Below are 18,011 nucleotides of genomic sequence, written 5' to 3'. Positions count from 1 at the left end.
ACATCCAGCAGATTTGGTATAATATTTAGAACTTAAATGATAGATTTGCTAATATTTCAAATGGCTTTTGAGCTTTGCCATAGAAATCCCAATATTTGATATCTCCAAGGTTATTCAATTTAACTCCCACACGGTATTTCGGCTTGTCATAGAATGCTGTCGCATTGAATGTAGTATATGCAGGTACGGCAAACACTTCTTGTATATCTAAATATACCTTATCCACGTAATTAGCTCCTGCACCTAAACCGAAACCCTCAAGAGACCCTTGTAAAAATTTATACGAGGTCCAAATATTAGCAACGTTTTTTGGTGCCCAGTTTTTACGTTTATTCATGTTTGCTTCAATACTCTTAACATATTTAATGTCGTTGTAACCGTAGCCGAGAATAATATTCCAACCTTTAATCGGATTCGCAATAAAGTCAAATTCAACTCCTCGACTTCTTAATTTGCCATCTTGAACGTTTACGTCTGCAGAAACTAAGCGAAGCGAATTAGTGACGTCAATGTTGTAAAAACTCAATGAACTATTGATTCTTCCATCGAGGAATTCACCTTTTGCTCCGAATTCGTATTGATTCGCCTTTTCAGGTTTCCAATTCATCAAAACGGGCTGTATGCTTAAGTCATTATCGTTCGCTAAGCCTTGTGATGCAGCCATATTTCGGAAGCTATTCATGTAGTTAGCGAAGATGGACAACTGGCCTTTAATTGGCTGGTACACCAGTCCCAGTTTCGGCGAAACGGAAGTTTGTTCATACCCCTCCAAGGTTGTTGCAGTATTTTTCTTAGGGTCTTTATTTGGTGTAAAAGTATAAGCATCATCACTCATATGATGGTTTACGCTTAAGCTCAACATAACGAAAAGGCGATCTGCTATGTTTGTTACGTTGGAAACGTATCCCCTTAGATTTTTGTTACCAGATCGACTATACGAATCTCCTGGGCTTTGCTCGCCACGCGATTTCGCAATATCAGCTCTAGAAATTGGCGTCCAAAATGGATCTGCGATACCTACAGTGTCGAACGTTAGAAATGCAGGGGACATACTTTGGTCGGTATTTTTGTAGAACGAATAATCAACACCAGCAACCATTGTATTCTTTACATTGGCGACGAAATAGTCACCAACAAAATTTTGTTGTAATGAATTATAAGTCAAACTATATCGGTCGAAAATGCGATATCTTCTTAATATTTGCGAGTCATTTAAATAGGTGGGAACAAAAAAGATCGACTCTTTGTCTCCGCTTTGATTGAACTGATATGATGTTCTTGAAACCCAATGGTCGGAAATTTTATATGCAAGTTCCGTACTTATGTTCATATTGGCGCGAGAGGTTGTGATATCGTCGCTCAATAAAGCACGATTATAGGGCAGCGGGACTTTGTCCATCGTACCGTATGAAAGCTTTTCTGTATTTCGAATATACGCTAACAAGGTCTTCTCCGGAACATAGATATCAGCATCAAAGCTTACCGTTGTTCTATCGTTCGGTTTAAATAGTAAGCTGGCTGCAAAACCCATTGCTTGCTGTTTACCTGCATCTTGAAATCCGTTTTGGGTACTGCCCATGACATTAAATCTAGCAAGAGCTGTACGGTCTTTATTAAGAGGTGTATTAATATCGGCTGTCACACGGTTCATTCCCCAACTTCCTGTCGTATAAGCAACTTCACCGCGAAACGATTCAAATGGTTTTTTCGTTACTGAATTGACTACTCCACCGTAAGAGGTTACCTGCGCACCAAATAAAGTCGCTGAGGGACCTTTTATCACTTCAACACGTTCCACATTATATATTTCAACAGCTGTTCTAGGACTGCTTGGCAGTCCGTTACGCATCGTCACGTTAGCATTGAATCCACGTAAAAATACTTCATTACCGCTATCGTTCACACCGTTACTAGCCACTGCACCTGCCACTTGAGTCATAGCGGCATTGAAATCAGTAGCTCCCAACTCTTGAACCAATTCTTTAGTTATTACACTATAGACTTGTGCGTTTTGAAGGTTTGCCAAGGGCATTCTTGAAATATCATTCGTTTCTTTCCTAGCGAACTTATTCTTTTGAATATCCGAAACGATTACCTCTCTCAATTGATTGGCCTGCGAAGGAACAGTGATTTTTTCGACTTGTGTGGTTTGTCCATTCTGAATCTGAACAGGTATCTCGCGAACTGTATAGTTTGCATAGGTAATCATCAAAACATACTTGCCAGCAGGCGCAGAAAAGGAATACTGTCCCTCTGCTGTTACAGATGTTCCATATGCCGTACTTTTTAAATTAACCGAAGCATAAGATAATGGAAGACCATCTATTGTAAAAATTTCTCCTTCAATCTTGCCGTTCTGTTGTGAAAAACCAAGAATCGGGAGACAGATTAAGAGTAAAAGTAATTGAAAAATGTTGACGTTTTTAAAGGTGTAAATACTTTGCATATATTGTTTTTATTTAGAACAATTATAAATAATGGAGCAAATGTATTAGTTTTGGTTACCAGGAAATATCAAATTGCGAATTTTATTATATCAAAAAACGGATATTTTGAAGACCATTAGCATACAGCATTTTTACGAAGTAAATTCGTTTTCGAACCTTCTAGACTCTATCTCTAATGTAGATTGCGTTAGCGGTTATCATTTTCGAATTTTGAACAACGAATTTGTCAACGGGACAATGAAAACGCTAAATATTAACGATATTACCATTTGCTATCAAGAATGGAATATAAAATCTCCTTTTAAGTTAGCTATCGCACATCAACAGGAACTCATCAAGTTACAATTTGAGATTGAAGGTGATTCCAAATTTAGGAGTGCAGATCAGCAAAAAATTGATATCCCGAGCGGGCACTATCAGTTTATTTATATCCCTAACGCGAAAGGAGTTTTACATTATTCAACGTCTCGAAAAGTATTAGATATTCATATTCCTCTAGATCACATCTTAGCATTTCTAAGTTCGCAGGGATTAAGTGAAAAAGAAATACGGGACCATTGTAACTTAAGACATTTTAGTTTTTTCCATAATGCGCGTCAGATTACTCCTCAACAACATATTTTGATTCAAGAATTATTGAATCACCAGTATCAAGATGAGTTTGCGAAAGAATTTATTCGAATAAAGACCCTTGAATTGATTTTCTCGGCATTTAAAGACAATAATGTAGTCTCGACAGAATCGAGATGGCGCTTAGAGGACCGAAATATTCTAGCACATATAAAGAACTACCTAGACTGCAATTTCCAACAAGAGCTTCGACTGAAAAACATTGCCCGTCAGTTTGGGATCAACGAGAATAAATTAAAGAATGCTTTCAAGGAGCTTTTCCACGATACGGTGATCAACTATGTAAGGAAACAGCGTGTTCAACACGCACATCATTTACTGTTGCACAGCGACATGGATATTAAAGAGATCGCTTATATTAGCGGATTTAAGTATGCACATCATTTCTCGCAGGTTTACCTTCAACATTACCAACAACTTCCAAGTGCAACACGTCAATCTCTTAATCGCTAAAAACTAATTCATTAACGTTAATTCAGAACCAATTTTATTCGATATACTCTTCATTAAAGGCGGAATATTGTAGCGATCAAGATCTTTCCAAAATTCTTCAGTATAGCTACTTTTTTCTTCCAAAAACATCCAACGCTTATCATTGGGTTTTGATTGCTTGTACTGTTCTTTTGTTAAAAAGCTCCGTTCCATCACGTAGAATTCAGATGAGTAATCTCTTGGCATATGTCCGTGCTTCTTTTGTCGTTTCATCGACCCGGACACCGTTGATACTCGACTAATTAAATCGACAATAGATGGGTTTTTGAAGTTTTTCCCGTGATAGGATTCTGATCTTGTGACCTTGTTAACGTCGATTTGTATCCTAAAAAAACTAACATGAGCATTCTTCCCTGGTGGGAGCACATTATAGAAAACCTGTGTATTTCCATCGGCTCCTACTTGCGCATAGCCCATCGCTAAACCTTCCTTCTCGATTACGGTCCGATTTCCATTAGTCGTTAGAGTTGCGCCCTTTATTTTTCCAACGGCTTCCAATAAGCTCCTCCCTTGAATTGCAGCAACAGAAGGTTTGAGATACATTAATGATCCTTGCGTATCTTTCAATTCTTTGTTTGCCTCCTTGTTACTGAACAAACGATATTGATGCAATTCCATCTTCGTCTTCCCTTTGTTCTTATTAATCGGGATGTAGTAACTTATAATACCATCGTATAAATAACGAGAACGATTATTGAAGGTTTCATATTCTCTAAAATAACCTTTCAGAACAACGTAGTCATATTTTTCACGATCTAGTGCTTGTATTTCTTCTAAAGCAACACTTCGAGCTTGCATTTGAATAATGCTAGACTTCATAAATGCTGCATTGGAAATCTCCAGATTTAAATAAGAAATATGATTCAAGGTGATTGTTTTTGACTGATAGTCCGACAAAGAATCCAAATACACCCAACCATTTAAATCCGAAGAGCCTATTAACATTCCTGCATCCGTATAGATATTAACGCCCGAAATTGGATTATTACTCAAGCTATCGACAATCTTAATTTGTGCAATGGCAGAGAATATTGAAGAAAAAAAGATCAAGAAAAAGATAGAAATTCTCATATATGTATTGGATTCATCTGAGCTAAGATATACAATTATGAGAATTATCGATTAGTCTATTAACATTCTTTAACCTTAATCTTTTTTCGCAAAACTAAAATCTAAGGATTAAATATCAACATCATAAATATAATAAATAGCGCGATGTGCATTAATCCTACAATTGGTGAAGTTCTTCTGCCTAAAAAGGTCATCAAACTCAGTAATAGAGTTAATACGAACATAATGGTTTCTGCACCTGACAAACCAAAGTGTACCGTCTTCCCAGATATCAAACCAACGATTAATACAGCAGGAACAGTTAATCCAACGGTAGAAACAAATGCTCCATGGCATAAGTTAATGGCACGTTGAAATTCATTGTTTAATGCGGCTTTTACGGCTGTCATCGATTCCGGAGTAAATACAATGATAGCAATCAAGACGCCTCCCAAAGAGATTGGTAGTTTTGCTGCTTGAATTCCATAATCCACAACTACCGCCATTTGATGTGATAATAAAACAATAGGTAGTATCATTCCAAGTAGCAGAATTGAACGGATGATAATCTCCGATGTATTGGATTCGGATTTTTGTGAATTCACGGCACCGTCCGACATTTTCTCTTGTTGCAGTTCTGCAAAACGAATCTCCATCTTGCCCAGAGCTGGTTGAACATAATGATGACTATATTTAGTCATTTGAAAATATAGAAAAGCGGCATACAATAAAGCGACTAAAGCGGAAAGGATAATTGCCTGTATCGTGCTAAAGGCTCCATCGCCAGCGCCTACAATAAAGTTTGGAAGCATCATCGAAATCCCTCCTAGCATAATAATCATACTATGATAAGCCATTGCACCTTGGACGTTGTATTCTTGCTCGCCGAACTTCAATCCACCTAATAATAAGCATAAGCCCATCACAAGGTTCATAATAATCATCATCACCGAGAAAATTGAATCCTTACCAATCGTTGGATTATCCGTTGGTCCAAGCATGACAGCGGCAATTAAAATCACCTCGATTGAAACTATGGAAAGTGTTAAAATTAAGGTTCCGTAAGGCTCCCCTAACTTATGAGCTAACTCGTCGGCTTCCTTAACGACGCCAAATGCCGCGCCTATAATAGTTGCAAGCAATATTCCAAATATGCAGATGGCGGTCATATTGTTCATTTGCTCGTTCACTAAACCGTGACCGAAAAAGGTAAAACCAACAACAACCAACCATATTAATCCTAATCGAATCCAAGTTGAATTCGGGATGAGTTCCTTAAAAGATAATTTCTTTATTGTATTCATGATGCTCTCTTATGCTTTACAAATTTTGAAAACCTTGCAAAAATACGTGCTCCAATTCGGCTCGAAATTATCCTGGGATAATTAAAATTCAATAAAAACTACTTCTCTTTTCGAATTCTACTCAGGCTGACGGGTGTCATACGAAGAAATGAAGCAATGTATTTTAGTGGTATTCGCTGTAACAATGCAGGCGACTCCATCAATAGTTCTTCATAGCGCTCCTTTGCAGATTTAAGTTGGGAAGAAATCCATCGTCTTTCCATCTTCAACAACTCGCCTTCCACAATGACTCGCCCAAGATTGGCGATATGAATATCCTTTTGATAAAGACTTTTCAATGTCTCCATTCCAATAGCATACAGCGTGCTATCTTCCATCAGTTCGATATCTTCATAGGATTTCAAATTCTCTACATAGCTGCGCATCGATAATACGATATCTCCTTCGAGTCCAAACCAAAAAGTAATGTTCTGATCAGGTTGAGGTGAATACGCTCTCACCGAGCCTTTAGTTAAGAAAAACACTTTACGTTCTAATCGATCGGATTCCAATAAGATATAGCCTTTGGGATACGTTACACGATCCATTTGACTTAAAAGCAGTTCCAATGATTCTGGGGGTAGTTCATAGAAATTATTGATAACCTGCTCTATTGTCATTGTTTGCGATTTATTAACCAAATTGGTTTTAAAAGAAATATACTCTAAAATAAGGTATTTGTTTAAAATGGATGTGCTAAAGCTCACTTTCTAAGAAAAATTTCAATTTATTTTTTTGATTATTCAAATACTTTATACATTTGCCTAATTTAAAATTGGTCTAAATAAACAAACATCTACCCTATATGCGCCAAATTGGACTCCTTATAGTTTTTGCCGTTATTTCTCAAGTTGTTGTTGCTCAAACTCTCAACGTATCTGTGCAGAATCAAAATAAACAGCCTATAGCACATGCTAATATTCTAGTCAACAATAAAAATGTAGGGTATGTTAATGTCAATGGGCAAATAACTTTAGACTTAAGTACCTATCAAGCTCCTTATAGAATTCAAGCTTCTTACATTGGTTATAGTACAAGCACGAAGACTATTACAGCGCTCGGTACACAAGACAGTCTCATTTTTGAACTATCCGATAAGAACAAGTTAGATCAGGTGGTTGTGACTGCCGGCAGAAAACCAGAACACTTGTCAACTGTCCCCTCCTCCATTACCATTTTAACTGAAAAGGAAGTTCAGGCGCAAAGTCAAATCAACAACAATTTATCTAATATTCTTGGCGCCACGGTTCCCGGATTGGGAACAGCTACAAATAAAGCCACCAATTCCGGACAAACGTTAAGGGGCCGTGCGGTATTAGTACTTATAGATGGTATCCCACAATCGACACCTTTGATGAACGGTGCGAGAGACATTCGTACAATTGACCCGAACGTCATTGAGCGCGTAGAGGTTATCAAAGGAGCGACCTCCATCTACGGAAATGGTTCTGCAGGAGGTATCATAAACTACATCACAAAAAAGAGTCCTGAAGAATCGAAGTTAATCCAAGGTATAAGTAGTGTTCGTGTCGGCAATAACCCACTTCATAGTGATGAAACTATGGGTTACAAGTTCTCACAATTATTGTACGGACGCAAAAACAAATTTAGTTATACGCTGAGTGGATCGACAGATTATACCGGTCTGCAACGGGATGCTGATGGGCTACCCTTAGGTCAGACAGATGGTTTATCCAATTCTTACCAAAACAACGCCTTTATCAAACTAGGCTACGACATCGATTCAACCTCCTCTATCGTTGCCTCTTACAATTATTATAACAGTAACCAACACGCTAAATACATCAGTCAAACCGGTAAATACGATCTCAATCCTACTATTGGCATCAAAGGTGTAGATCCAGGTAAACCGACGGGAACTCCCTATAATCATAATGCAATGATTAATTATAACAAGTCGGGGATATTTGGAGAAAGTTCATTGCAAGCCACTTTGTACTATAATACCTTTCGCTCCATGAATCGTTACGTCGAAAAAGGAACAGCGTGGTTTGGCCCCGGTCAAACACAGATTAACTCCGAGAAAAAGGGCGTTCGATTGAATCTAAATACGCCATTCCAGATTTTCAAATCAGCAGCCGAATTGACCTATGGATTGGATTTATTAAACGATGTTACTGATCAAGATTTAACAGATGGACGCGTCTATATTCCACATATGAATATGTTTAATCTAGCACCTTATGCGCAATTGAGATTGGATATTGTCGAAAATCTTATTTTGAAAGGCGGGGTTCGGTATGAAAATGCCACAGTGAAGATCGACGATTTTAATACGATAGCATCTGGACCCAATAATGAAGGAAGTATTGCCGTTAAAGGGGCTAAGATACCTTACAAAGGCGCCACCTTCAACGCAGGACTGCGATTTAACAAATACGAGATTTTCAATCCTTTCGTAAGTTTCTCGCAGGGCTTTGCCATCAATGAGCTTGGACGTATTGTACGACGCGCAACTGACAGTGATTTAGATAGTATAAAAACTGATCCGATAATCACCAATAACTACGAAATAGGATTTTCCAGTCACTATAGCATCTTTAACCTCACCGCGGCATACTACTATAGTGATTCCAAACTGGGTGTAGAACTAGTAGATCAAGGAAATGGTATTCTAGTTGCACAACGCTTACCTGAGGTAGTACAAGGTTACGAAATTGCACTAGATGCTCGTTTAAATAAGACGTGGACTGTCGGAGCAACATACGCTTATGTCGAAGGTAAATCTGAGCAGGATAATGGTACAAAGACATACTTAAACGGCTCAAGAATCGCTCCTTCAAAAGCGACAGCCTATCTTTATTACTCACCGAATGATAAGCTAAACCTACAATTGCATTGGCTTTATACGGGCTCGAGAGATCGCTTTGCTGTCAATGACAAAGGCGTTTATAAAAGCTCTGAAGGTTCTGTATCATCTGTGTCGATGTTTAATTTAGCTGGCTCTTATCAATTTAATCAAAAATGGTCAATGGGATTAGGGGTAGAAAATCTATTTAACAAAGATTACTATCCAGTAGTTAGCCAATACCGCGCATTAGATGCAGAATACGTCAAAGGAACAGGCACAACGGCTTCATTAACGCTTAACTATAAATTTTAATGTTTAAAACAGTATCCCTTTGGCTCCATAAATGGATGGGCATACTATCTGGTATTGTCGTTTTTATACTCGGCATCACCGGCTGTATTTATACCTTCCATGATGATCTGAAGTTGATCTGCTATCCGCAAAAATATATTTTAGTATCGCCAGGACAGGCACAAGCGCTAAGTTTAAGCGAGTTGTCTGCAATTGCGAACAAGAGTCTTCCTGATGGAGAGAAAGTATCACGTGTGGACTTATTCCCTGCAAAAAACCGCTCTTGGATATTTCGGGCTCAAGCAACAGATGAGAATGCATTCGGACACTGGAACTACTATACTTATTCCAAGAGAGTATTCGTCAACCCCTATACTGGTGAGGTGTTGGCTATCGAGAACTCAAAAACTGAGTTTTTCCAATTAATGCTTCAATTGCACATGAATCTATTATTGGGAAAGAAAATAGGTCATCCGCTAGTAGCCTACTCGACTGTACTATTTGTTTTCATAATGTTGACCGGCGTTATTCTATGGTGGCCAAAGCGCTGGAAAAGCAATAAAATTAGTCGAAGCTTCTGGCCAAAATGGTCCGTTAATTGGAAAAGATTAAATCACGACCTACATAATATCATAGGCTTCTATTCCTTGATTCTGGGGCTTCTTATCGGAATCACAGGTTTGTTCTTTAGCTTCCCGGCGTTCAAAACTTGGGCAGGCGATCAACTTGATAAGCTTACTTCAGGTAGCACTGCGATTGAAAAAATTGAGCCACTCAACATTCAATGGGGTAATAATCCTTTAGACGATGCGCTTAGCAATTTATTAAAAACATATCCTAATTCTGGGATGATGTCAATACGCCTCAGAAAAGAAGATGCTGCAAGTTTTGATATACAAATCCGACTAGAGGAACAAAAGACAAACAAATTCAAGTGGTATTATTTCGATAAAAAAGCTTTGACATTAGATAAAGTCATCAGTCATGACAAGCAGACAGCGGGTGAAAGGTTAGGGTCTTTAAACTTCGATTTGCACACTGGAAATATTGCAGGTTGGCCTACGAAAATACTAGCCTTTATTATTTCCCTTTTCTGCGCTAGTTTACCTGTTACTGGGTATATTATCTGGATTAATAAATCCAAAAAAAGAGTAAAAAGGAGAATTTAACGACGATAATTGCCGCTGTAAAAATCTTATTTCTCACCCGTGAAGGCCTCCCTCGAAATGTAGCAAGTTGCCATCCATTTTTATATCACTTTTACACTCTCCATTGAAGAAATAATTGCTTATTAAAAAAATATGTCTAATTTAGTCTTGACTTTAGGGGTGTCTACATTGTTGTAGGCTGAGATTTTACCCTTATAACCTGATCCAGATCATACTGGCGTAGGGAAAAGTAAGATGTCAACATGGGTGCCGTATGCATCGATGTAGCCATTCCTAAAGTTTTTACCCAAAAAAACATTTTAGGAATGGAACTAACAATAAACAATCAGTCCAAGTTTTACGAAAATATACCTGCCAATTTAGCTGCTTTGCTATTGGCTGAATTCGGCACTTTACGAAAAGGAATAGCTGTTGCATTAAATCATCAAGTTATTCCAGCTAGCGCATGGCCGAATACTCCCCTATCTGATAAAGATCAAATTCTCATCATTACTGCAACGCAAGGCGGTTAACTTCTAATCCAATCTAAATACGATATGAAAGAACAAACAATTTCAACGCAAGCTTTTCCTAATTCTAAAAAGATTTATCTTTCTGGCGAATTATATCCTATTCGTGTCGCTATGCGCGAGATTTCACTTAGTCCAACAAAACTAAGCAAAGGAGGAATAGAAGAAAACCCTCCGATAACGATATATGATACCTCGGGGCCCTATACGGATGCGCAAAAGAACATTGACATTCGCAAAGGAATCGATCGAATTCGTGAACCTTGGATACTCGATCGTGAAGACGTTGATATCTTGGCAAACATCAGTTCGGATTACGGTCAAACTCGTTTGAATGATGCTAGTTTAGATCAACTGAGGTTTGCCTATAGTCATCGCCCTATGCGTGCGAAAGCGGGGGCCAATGTTTCTCAATTATACTACGCGAAGCGAGGCATTATCACTGCCGAAATGGAATATGTTGCAATTCGTGAAAACCAACGAATTGAGCAGCTCGAAAGTGCTACACCTGGAATGGAGCAACAGCATATTGGTGAAAGCTTTGGCGCTCAAACGCCAAAGAGTAGAATAACTCCTGCCTTCGTTCGTGATGAAATTGCCGCCGGACGAGCCATTATCCCAAACAATATCAATCACCCAGAGAGTGAACCTATGGTGATTGGCAGGAATTTTCTCGTAAAAATCAACGCCAATATCGGGAATAGCGCTGTGAGTTCAAGCATTGAAGAAGAAGTAGAAAAGGCGGTTTGGGCATGTCGATGGGGAGCGGATACGATCATGGATTTATCAACCGGTAAAAATATACATGAAACTCGGGAATGGATCATACGTAATTCTCCTGTTCCGATCGGAACAGTGCCAATCTATCAAGCGCTAGAAAAAGTAAAAGGAATCCCTGAAGATCTAACCTGGGAAATATTTAAAGATACCCTGATTGAACAGGCAGAACAAGGTGTTTCTTATTTCACAATACATGCTGGCGTTTTACTACGCTACATCCATCTGACAGCGAAACGCGTTACTGGTATTGTGTCTCGTGGGGGGTCTATAATGGCAAAGTGGTGTTTATTTCATCATAAAGAAAACTTCTTATATACGCATTTCGAGGAAATCTGTGAGATTATGAAGCAATACGATGTAGCTTTTTCACTAGGTGATGGCTTGCGTCCAGGGTCTATTGCCGATGCGAATGACGCGGCGCAATTTGCAGAACTAGAAACCTTAGGTGAACTTACTAAAATTGCTTGGAAACACGATGTACAAGTAATGGTTGAAGGCCCAGGTCATGTCCCGATGCACATGATCAAAGAAAACATGGAGAAGCAATTGGAAGAATGTGCCGAAGCACCTTTTTACACCCTAGGTCCATTAACCACCGATATTGCTCCCGGTTATGACCATATTACCTCCGCAATTGGGGCAGCTATGATTGGATGGTATGGTTGTGCAATGCTGTGCTATGTTACCCCAAAAGAGCATCTTGGTTTACCAAACAAAAAAGATGTTAAAGATGGCGTAATAACCTACAAATTGGCCGCTCATGCAGCCGATTTAGCAAAAGGACACCCAGGTGCGCAATATAGAGATAATGCGTTAAGTAAGGCTCGATTTGAATTTCGTTGGGAAGATCAATTCAATCTTTCGTTGGATCCAGATACGGCTAGAGAGTTTCATGATGAAACATTACCTGCCGACGGGGCTAAAGTTGCTCATTTTTGCTCCATGTGTGGCCCTAAGTTTTGTTCAATGAAAATTACACAAGAAATAAGGGAAGCTACAGAAGAAGGAATGCTAGCGAAGTCTAAAGAGTTCATCGAGTCAGGAAAAGAGATTTATTTATAATGATTGTTATCAGCAATGAATTTCCCATTGATGGAGAAGTCAATACGATGAGGCAATTACTCGAACTTGGCGTTATACTACACATTCGTAGACCCTTGATAGACAGGGGAAACCTAGCAAAACTGATCGTTGCACTAGGCACCGAAAATCTCAGTCAAATTGTATTACATCAACAGCATAGTTTGGCCGCCGAATTAGGGATTAATCGCTTACATTATAATAGTCAACATCGTAGTAAGATCGCCGAACAAGCAGCTATTGACAAGTTTAAGTATTCAACTTCAACACATGACATAAATGAATTTAACGCATTGACTGGCCCTTGGAATTATGCCTTTTTAAGTCCAATGTATGCTAGCTTATCTAAACCCGGTTATGGTGTTTCTACCTCTGTAAAACATCAAATAACTGAACGTCAAAATAAGCGCGTTAAATTGATTGGTCTGGGCGGAATTGACCAACATAATATGGCAGAAGTCCTAGCCCTGGGAGCTGACAACATCGCCCTCATGGGAGCTATCTGGCAAACAAAACAGCCAATTCAGTACGCTATAAAATGTCAACAAATATTAAAAAACATTCAATGCCAAAAGGAATATTAGAGTTACCTCGATTAATGTTTATCTCTGCTGGCGACACCGCAGATGCGCAATTGCACGGAATTCGCTTAGTCTTAGATCAGGGTGTTCAGTTTATACAAATTAGATGGAAGAATGCTAGCATTGATGAACTAGAGGACCTTGTCAATCAAGCATTCCAAATTTGTAAATCTTATAATGCACTATGCATCGTTAATGACTTTCCGAGTATTGCAAACAGCTTCCACTGTTCGGGGGTACACTTGGGTCTAAACGATGAATCGGTAATTGAAAGTCGCAAACTTCTAGGATTCGAAAAAATCATTGGTGGAACTGCGAATACACTTGCCGATCTAAACCAACGAATTCAAGAAAAATGCGATTATATCGGACTTGGCCCCTATCGATTTACTTCAACCAAAGAGAAGTTAAGCCCCATTTTGGGTCTTCGAGGCTATAGAGAAATTATCGCACAGCTTGAATCGAACCGCATCCCGCCAATATATGCCATTGGTGGAATACAACTAAACGATGTAGAACAACTGCGCGCATCGGGGATTTATGGGGTCTCTATGTCGAGTTATTTACTAAAAAATCATAAACAGATACCACAACTCAACCAATATCTTTATGGATAATTTAAATATCGCCAACAAAGAATTCACTTCACGCTTGTTTCTTGGTACTGGTAAATTCGGTAGTTACAGGCAAATGCAAGAAGCAATTCGCACTTCTGAGTCGGAACTAGTAACCTTAGCATTAAAACGATTGGATCTCAAAAATCAAGAAGAGAATCTATGGTCATCTCTACAGCTTCCAGGGGTGAATCTACTTCCGAATACATCGGGTGCTCGAAACGCTAAAGAAGCAGTACTTGCGGCTCAACTAGCAAGGGAAGCGATGGAAACGGATTGGTTAAAGTTGGAAATTCATCCAGATCCTCGATATCTCCTTCCCGACCCTATTGAGACATTAAAAGCAACTGAAGAACTCGCCAAGCTTGGCTTTATCATCCTACCCTATATACATGCAGACCCTGTTTTATGCAAGCATTTAGAAAGCGCGGGAACGGCTGCTGTTATGCCATTAGGATCGCCGATTGGAAGTAATAAAGGATTAAAAACCCTCGACTTTCTAGAGATTATTATTGAACAGACTAGTGTGCCAGTCATAGTGGATGCTGGTATCGGCGCGCCTTCAGATGCGGCAAAGGCTATGGAATTGGGAGCCGACGCTGTATTAGTCAATACAGCGATTGCAGCAGCTAAAGACCCAATTGATATGGCGGATGCGTTTCGCTTAGCGGTTATCGCTGGTAGAAAAGCGTTTTTATCAGGATTAGATTCTGAACGTCGCGCTGCTGAGGCTTCAAGCCCGCTTACTGCATTTTTAATGGAGGATTAATGATGTCAGAAAAACGATTTCAAGATATTTTCAATACATATAACTGGGAGACTGTTCAGCAGCGCATTTATAGTTGTACAGCATTGGAAGTGGAGCAAACATTGAGAAAATCTAGAAAAACATTAGATGACTTTCTGATTCTACTCTCTCCAATTGCAGCTAGCTATTTGGAAGAAATGGCACAACAAGCTCAGTCATTAACACAGCAAAGGTTTGGCAAAACTATTCAGCTTTTTGCGCCTCTATATTTAAGCAATGAATGTCAGAATATCTGCACGTATTGCGGGTTCAGTATGGACAACAAGATCAAAAGAAAAACCCTCAATAATACGGAGCTGTTATTGGAGGCAATGGCCTTAAAAGCGATGGGTGTCGAACATGTTTTATTGGTAAGTGGCGAAGCTAACAAAGTAGTGGACAGCGTCTATTTTGAAAATGCCTTAACGTTACTAAAACCGCACTTCTCTCAAATATCGATTGAGGTACAACCCCTAGAAACCGAAGCTTATCGAAGCCTTCGAGCAGCAGGTTGCCATGCGGTTTTAGTATACCAGGAAACCTACCATCAAGAAGTCTACAAGCAATACCATCCAAAGGGGAAGAAATCAAATTTTGAATATCGATTAGATACACCTGATCGAATTGGTTATTCAGGAATTCATAAAATTGGTCTAGGGGTCCTATTAGGTTTAGAGGACTGGCGCATTGACAGCTTTTTCAACGCTGCCCATATAGATTACTTACAGCGTAAATATTGGCAAACAAAGTATTCGGTTTCATTTCCAAGATTGCGTCCGGCTCAGGGAACAGTTGAACCGAATTTCATTATGGAAGATCGCGACTTATTACAGTTGATCTGCGCCTACCGAATATGGAACCCAGATTTAGAGATTTCTATTTCTACACGTGAACGTGAGTTATTTCGAAATCATATCGTACAAATCGCTGCCACAAGTATGAGTGCTGCCTCAAAAACAAACCCGGGAGGCTATGTAGTTGACCCTGAATCCCTCGAACAATTTGAAATCTCCGACGAACGGAGCATGGAGTCCATCAAGAATATGATAAAAAAGGTAGGCTATGATCCAATAATGAAAGATTGGGATAAACTTTACAGTGGAATTTGATCTATGAATCAACAAGAAAAGATATTCGAGCGATATAGTCGTCAAATATTTATTGATGAAATAGGGCCTGCGGGTCAACGAAAGATTATGGAAGCAAAGGTATTAGTTATCGGTGCTGGGGGTCTGGGGTCTCCTGTTATTAGCTATCTCGCAGCAGCTGGTGTTGGCGTACTGGGCTTGGCTGACTTCGATCAGGTTGAGCTACATAACTTAAACCGTCAATTTATTCATTGCGAAGCCTCTGTTGGGGAACTAAAAGTGAATTCTGCCGCTAATTTTGTACGCAATTTAAACAGCCAAGTACAGTTTATTCGACTCTCTGAGAAAATTTGTAATGACAATATCGATGAAATTCTAAGTAACTACGATATCGTTATTGATGGATCTGATAATTTTGACACTCGTTATCTTGTAAATGATGCTGCAGTAAGGTTGAAAAAAACGCTGATTTATGGCACTATACAGTCCTTCGAAGGACAAGTAGTTTTATTCAATTATAAAGGATCGAAAAATCTTCGAAATCTATTCCCAGAGGCACCACTTGCTGACGAAGTTCCTAATTGCGATAGAAATGGTGTTCTTGGACCATTGCCAGGAATCATCGGGAGTATGATGGCAATGCTCGCACTAAAGGTTATTTGTAATCTCCCTGTTCCAACGAATCAACTGACTTTGATTGATACTTTCCATTGGAAATTTACTCAAATTGCATTCTAACCATAGAGCAAAACAAGCATCCATTCGCTTTATCCAACTTAGAATTTCTATTCTTATCATTATTTAAAAGAGCTGATTTTCAAAGTGGAAAATCGGCTCTTTTGTTTATCGCTTTAAAAACAAGAAAAGAAAAGCGATAGTATAAATAATAAAAGGTAATTTAAGACGAAAATTATTATATCCGTAAACCTCAAGAGCATTAGCGAGTAAGCGTACGAAGATAATTTTTGACTATCGAACCTATGCAGAATGAATAACATGGAGGAACGTCCTGAAAAGAAAGCGAGAAAAGTGACCGCTGGACCGATCCGGGAAAAAGCCCGCACAATGGACAAGCTTATCGCAGCAGTTGGAAAAGTAATTAAAAAACATGGGTATCCGGGTTTAACAATTGCCAATATTGCTAGTGAAAGCGGTTTAGATCGAAAACTAGTTTATACGTATTTCGGTACCTTAGATAATTTGATCGAAGTTTATATCACACGTCAAGATTACTGGAAATCAAAAGCAAATCAACAAATAGAATCGCTATTACAAGCGGAAACGCTGAGTAAGCTGGCCATGGTTAATTTGCTTCAAGGTCAATTTGACGAAGTTTTGAATGATAAAACATTACAACGTATCATACATTGGGAGTTGGGTGTGAAGAGTAAACCGCTTCGTAAGCTTGCAGATGCGCGCGAAGAAATTGGAGAACAATTACTAAAGAAATTTGAAGCTACCTATCCAAATAAGGATGTCGATATTCGTGCACTGTTAGCGATTCAGACCGCCGGTCTTTACTATCTTGCGCTACACGCTAAATCCAACGGCAGCACGTTCTGCGGAATTGACCTAAATACAGAAGAAGGGAAAAACCGAATTCGAAAAAGTGTAGAAACGACATTAGAGCATCTAATTAAGAGCGCTAAAGATGGAAAAGTCGAATAAACTTGGAATCATGAAACGAACTATTCTCATCGATGATCATGTATCACTTAAATTTTTAGTCGAAAGTGATGCTAGAACCATGTTTAATTACATCGTCTCGCAGCGAACATATTTAGGAGAATGGTTGCCTTTCGTTCAATTCACACATCAGGTAAAAGACAGTAAGGGCTTTGTCGATATGGCCATAGAGCTTCGCAAAAATAAAAAAGACTACGTCTACAAAATCTGCTATGATAACCGGATGATAGGTCTAATTGGCACAAAAGATACCGATTATTTAAATAAGAACACGGAGATTGGCTATTGGATTTCGAGAGACTTCCAAGGAAAAGGAATCATGACAAAAACGGTCGAGAAGTTATCGCAAATCATATTCGATACCTTAGGTATGGAAAGAATTCAGATCTGCTGTGCAGTTGGCAATGAGCGGAGTATTGCTATTCCTAAACGCTTAGGATTTACACAGGAAGGTATTAAGCGAAATGGTGAATGGGCAGGAAATCTAGTTTTTAGAGACTTAATCGTATTTAGCAAACTTAAATCAGATCGTAAACTTTAATGGAAAGAGAATTGAATTGCTTGTATGCAAAACGTGTAAATCACTATAAGCATTTCTTAAAAAATAAAAGGGGAGATAAATAGTTAAAATCAACCATTTATCTCCCCTCCT

Annotated in this window: 16 protein-coding genes and 1 riboswitch; of the genes, 12 read left to right on the top strand and 4 right to left on the bottom strand. The window is 38.9% G+C overall.

Going from position 1 to position 18,011, the window contains the following annotated elements; all coding sequences use genetic code 11:
* Positions 1–25 precede the first annotated feature (25 nt).
* Positions 26–2,446, bottom strand: coding sequence for a TonB-dependent receptor (locus GFH32_RS06030; RefSeq protein WP_153510222.1), 2,421 nt, complete (start codon positions 2,444–2,446; stop codon positions 26–28).
* Positions 2,447–2,684: 238 nt separating this feature from the next.
* Between GFH32_RS06030 and GFH32_RS06025 the strand changes: the two genes are divergently transcribed.
* Positions 2,685–3,530, top strand: a complete 846-nt coding sequence (locus GFH32_RS06025; protein WP_153510220.1) for an AraC family transcriptional regulator — start codon at positions 2,685–2,687, stop codon at positions 3,528–3,530.
* A gap of 3 nt (positions 3,531–3,533) precedes the next feature.
* On the opposite strand, the gene GFH32_RS06020 is transcribed toward GFH32_RS06025, so the two are convergent.
* The 3 genes from GFH32_RS06020 to GFH32_RS06010 all read right to left on the bottom strand — a co-directional run bounded on the left by GFH32_RS06020 (position 3,534) and on the right by GFH32_RS06010 (position 6,582).
* A complete protein-coding gene (locus GFH32_RS06020; protein WP_153510218.1) occupies positions 3,534–4,640 on the bottom strand; it encodes a hypothetical protein in 1,107 nt (368 codons plus the stop codon).
* A gap of 101 nt (positions 4,641–4,741) precedes the next feature.
* Positions 4,742–5,923, bottom strand: a complete 1,182-nt coding sequence (locus GFH32_RS06015; protein WP_153510216.1) for a calcium:cation antiporter — start codon at positions 5,921–5,923, stop codon at positions 4,742–4,744.
* Between the two features lie 98 nt (positions 5,924–6,021).
* Positions 6,022–6,582, bottom strand: a complete 561-nt coding sequence (locus tag GFH32_RS06010; RefSeq protein WP_153510214.1) for a Crp/Fnr family transcriptional regulator — start codon at positions 6,580–6,582, stop codon at positions 6,022–6,024.
* A gap of 185 nt (positions 6,583–6,767) precedes the next feature.
* Between GFH32_RS06010 and GFH32_RS06005 the strand changes: the two genes are divergently transcribed.
* The 11 genes from GFH32_RS06005 (at position 6,768) to GFH32_RS05955 (ending at position 17,900) form a co-directional block, all read left to right on the top strand.
* Positions 6,768–9,086 (top strand): TonB-dependent receptor, encoded by a 2,319-nt coding sequence (locus tag GFH32_RS06005; RefSeq protein ID WP_153510212.1) that lies wholly within the window; start codon positions 6,768–6,770, stop codon positions 9,084–9,086.
* Entirely contained in the window at positions 9,086–10,234 is a 1,149-nt protein-coding gene (locus GFH32_RS06000; RefSeq protein ID WP_153510211.1) for a PepSY-associated TM helix domain-containing protein, read from the top strand. The genes GFH32_RS06005 and GFH32_RS06000 overlap by 1 nt, the downstream gene beginning before the upstream one ends.
* 145 nt (positions 10,235–10,379) lie before the next feature.
* Positions 10,380–10,477: riboswitch (TPP riboswitch) on the top strand.
* A 62-nt stretch (positions 10,478–10,539) separates the two neighbouring features.
* Entirely contained in the window at positions 10,540–10,746 is a 207-nt protein-coding gene (gene thiS / locus GFH32_RS05995) for a sulfur carrier protein ThiS (RefSeq protein WP_153510210.1), read from the top strand.
* Positions 10,747–10,770: 24 nt separating this feature from the next.
* Positions 10,771–12,585 (top strand): phosphomethylpyrimidine synthase ThiC, encoded by a 1,815-nt coding sequence (thiC, locus tag GFH32_RS05990; RefSeq protein ID WP_153510209.1) that lies wholly within the window; start codon positions 10,771–10,773, stop codon positions 12,583–12,585.
* Positions 12,586–12,632: 47 nt separating this feature from the next.
* A complete protein-coding gene (locus GFH32_RS05985) occupies positions 12,633–13,187 on the top strand; it encodes a thiamine phosphate synthase (protein WP_160366795.1) in 555 nt (184 codons plus the stop codon).
* Positions 13,169–13,801 (top strand): thiamine phosphate synthase, encoded by a 633-nt coding sequence (locus tag GFH32_RS05980; protein WP_153510207.1) that lies wholly within the window; start codon positions 13,169–13,171, stop codon positions 13,799–13,801. Before GFH32_RS05985 ends, GFH32_RS05980 begins: the two co-directional genes overlap by 19 nt.
* A complete protein-coding gene (locus tag GFH32_RS05975; RefSeq protein ID WP_153510206.1) occupies positions 13,794–14,567 on the top strand; it encodes a thiazole synthase in 774 nt (257 codons plus the stop codon). The genes GFH32_RS05980 and GFH32_RS05975 overlap by 8 nt, the downstream gene beginning before the upstream one ends.
* Positions 14,567–15,694: a 2-iminoacetate synthase ThiH gene (gene thiH / locus GFH32_RS05970; protein WP_228384231.1), complete on the top strand. Its 1,128-nt coding sequence runs from the start codon at positions 14,567–14,569 to the stop codon at positions 15,692–15,694. The genes GFH32_RS05975 and thiH overlap by 1 nt, the downstream gene beginning before the upstream one ends.
* 3 nt (positions 15,695–15,697) lie before the next feature.
* Positions 15,698–16,411, top strand: coding sequence for a HesA/MoeB/ThiF family protein (locus tag GFH32_RS05965; protein ID WP_153510205.1), 714 nt, complete (start codon positions 15,698–15,700; stop codon positions 16,409–16,411).
* 249 nt (positions 16,412–16,660) lie between these two features.
* Positions 16,661–17,341 (top strand): TetR/AcrR family transcriptional regulator, encoded by a 681-nt coding sequence (locus GFH32_RS05960; protein WP_153510204.1) that lies wholly within the window; start codon positions 16,661–16,663, stop codon positions 17,339–17,341.
* Between the two features lie 10 nt (positions 17,342–17,351).
* Positions 17,352–17,900 (top strand): GNAT family N-acetyltransferase, encoded by a 549-nt coding sequence (locus tag GFH32_RS05955; protein WP_160366794.1) that lies wholly within the window; start codon positions 17,352–17,354, stop codon positions 17,898–17,900.
* The last annotated feature ends 111 nt before the right edge of the window (positions 17,901–18,011 follow it).

Source organism: Sphingobacteruim zhuxiongii, from assembly GCF_009557615.1.
In the GTDB taxonomy this organism is placed as follows: domain Bacteria; phylum Bacteroidota; class Bacteroidia; order Sphingobacteriales; family Sphingobacteriaceae; genus Sphingobacterium; species Sphingobacterium zhuxiongii.
The sequence above is the reverse complement of the archived record's forward strand: the minus strand, read 5'-3'. Positions and strand labels throughout refer to the sequence as shown.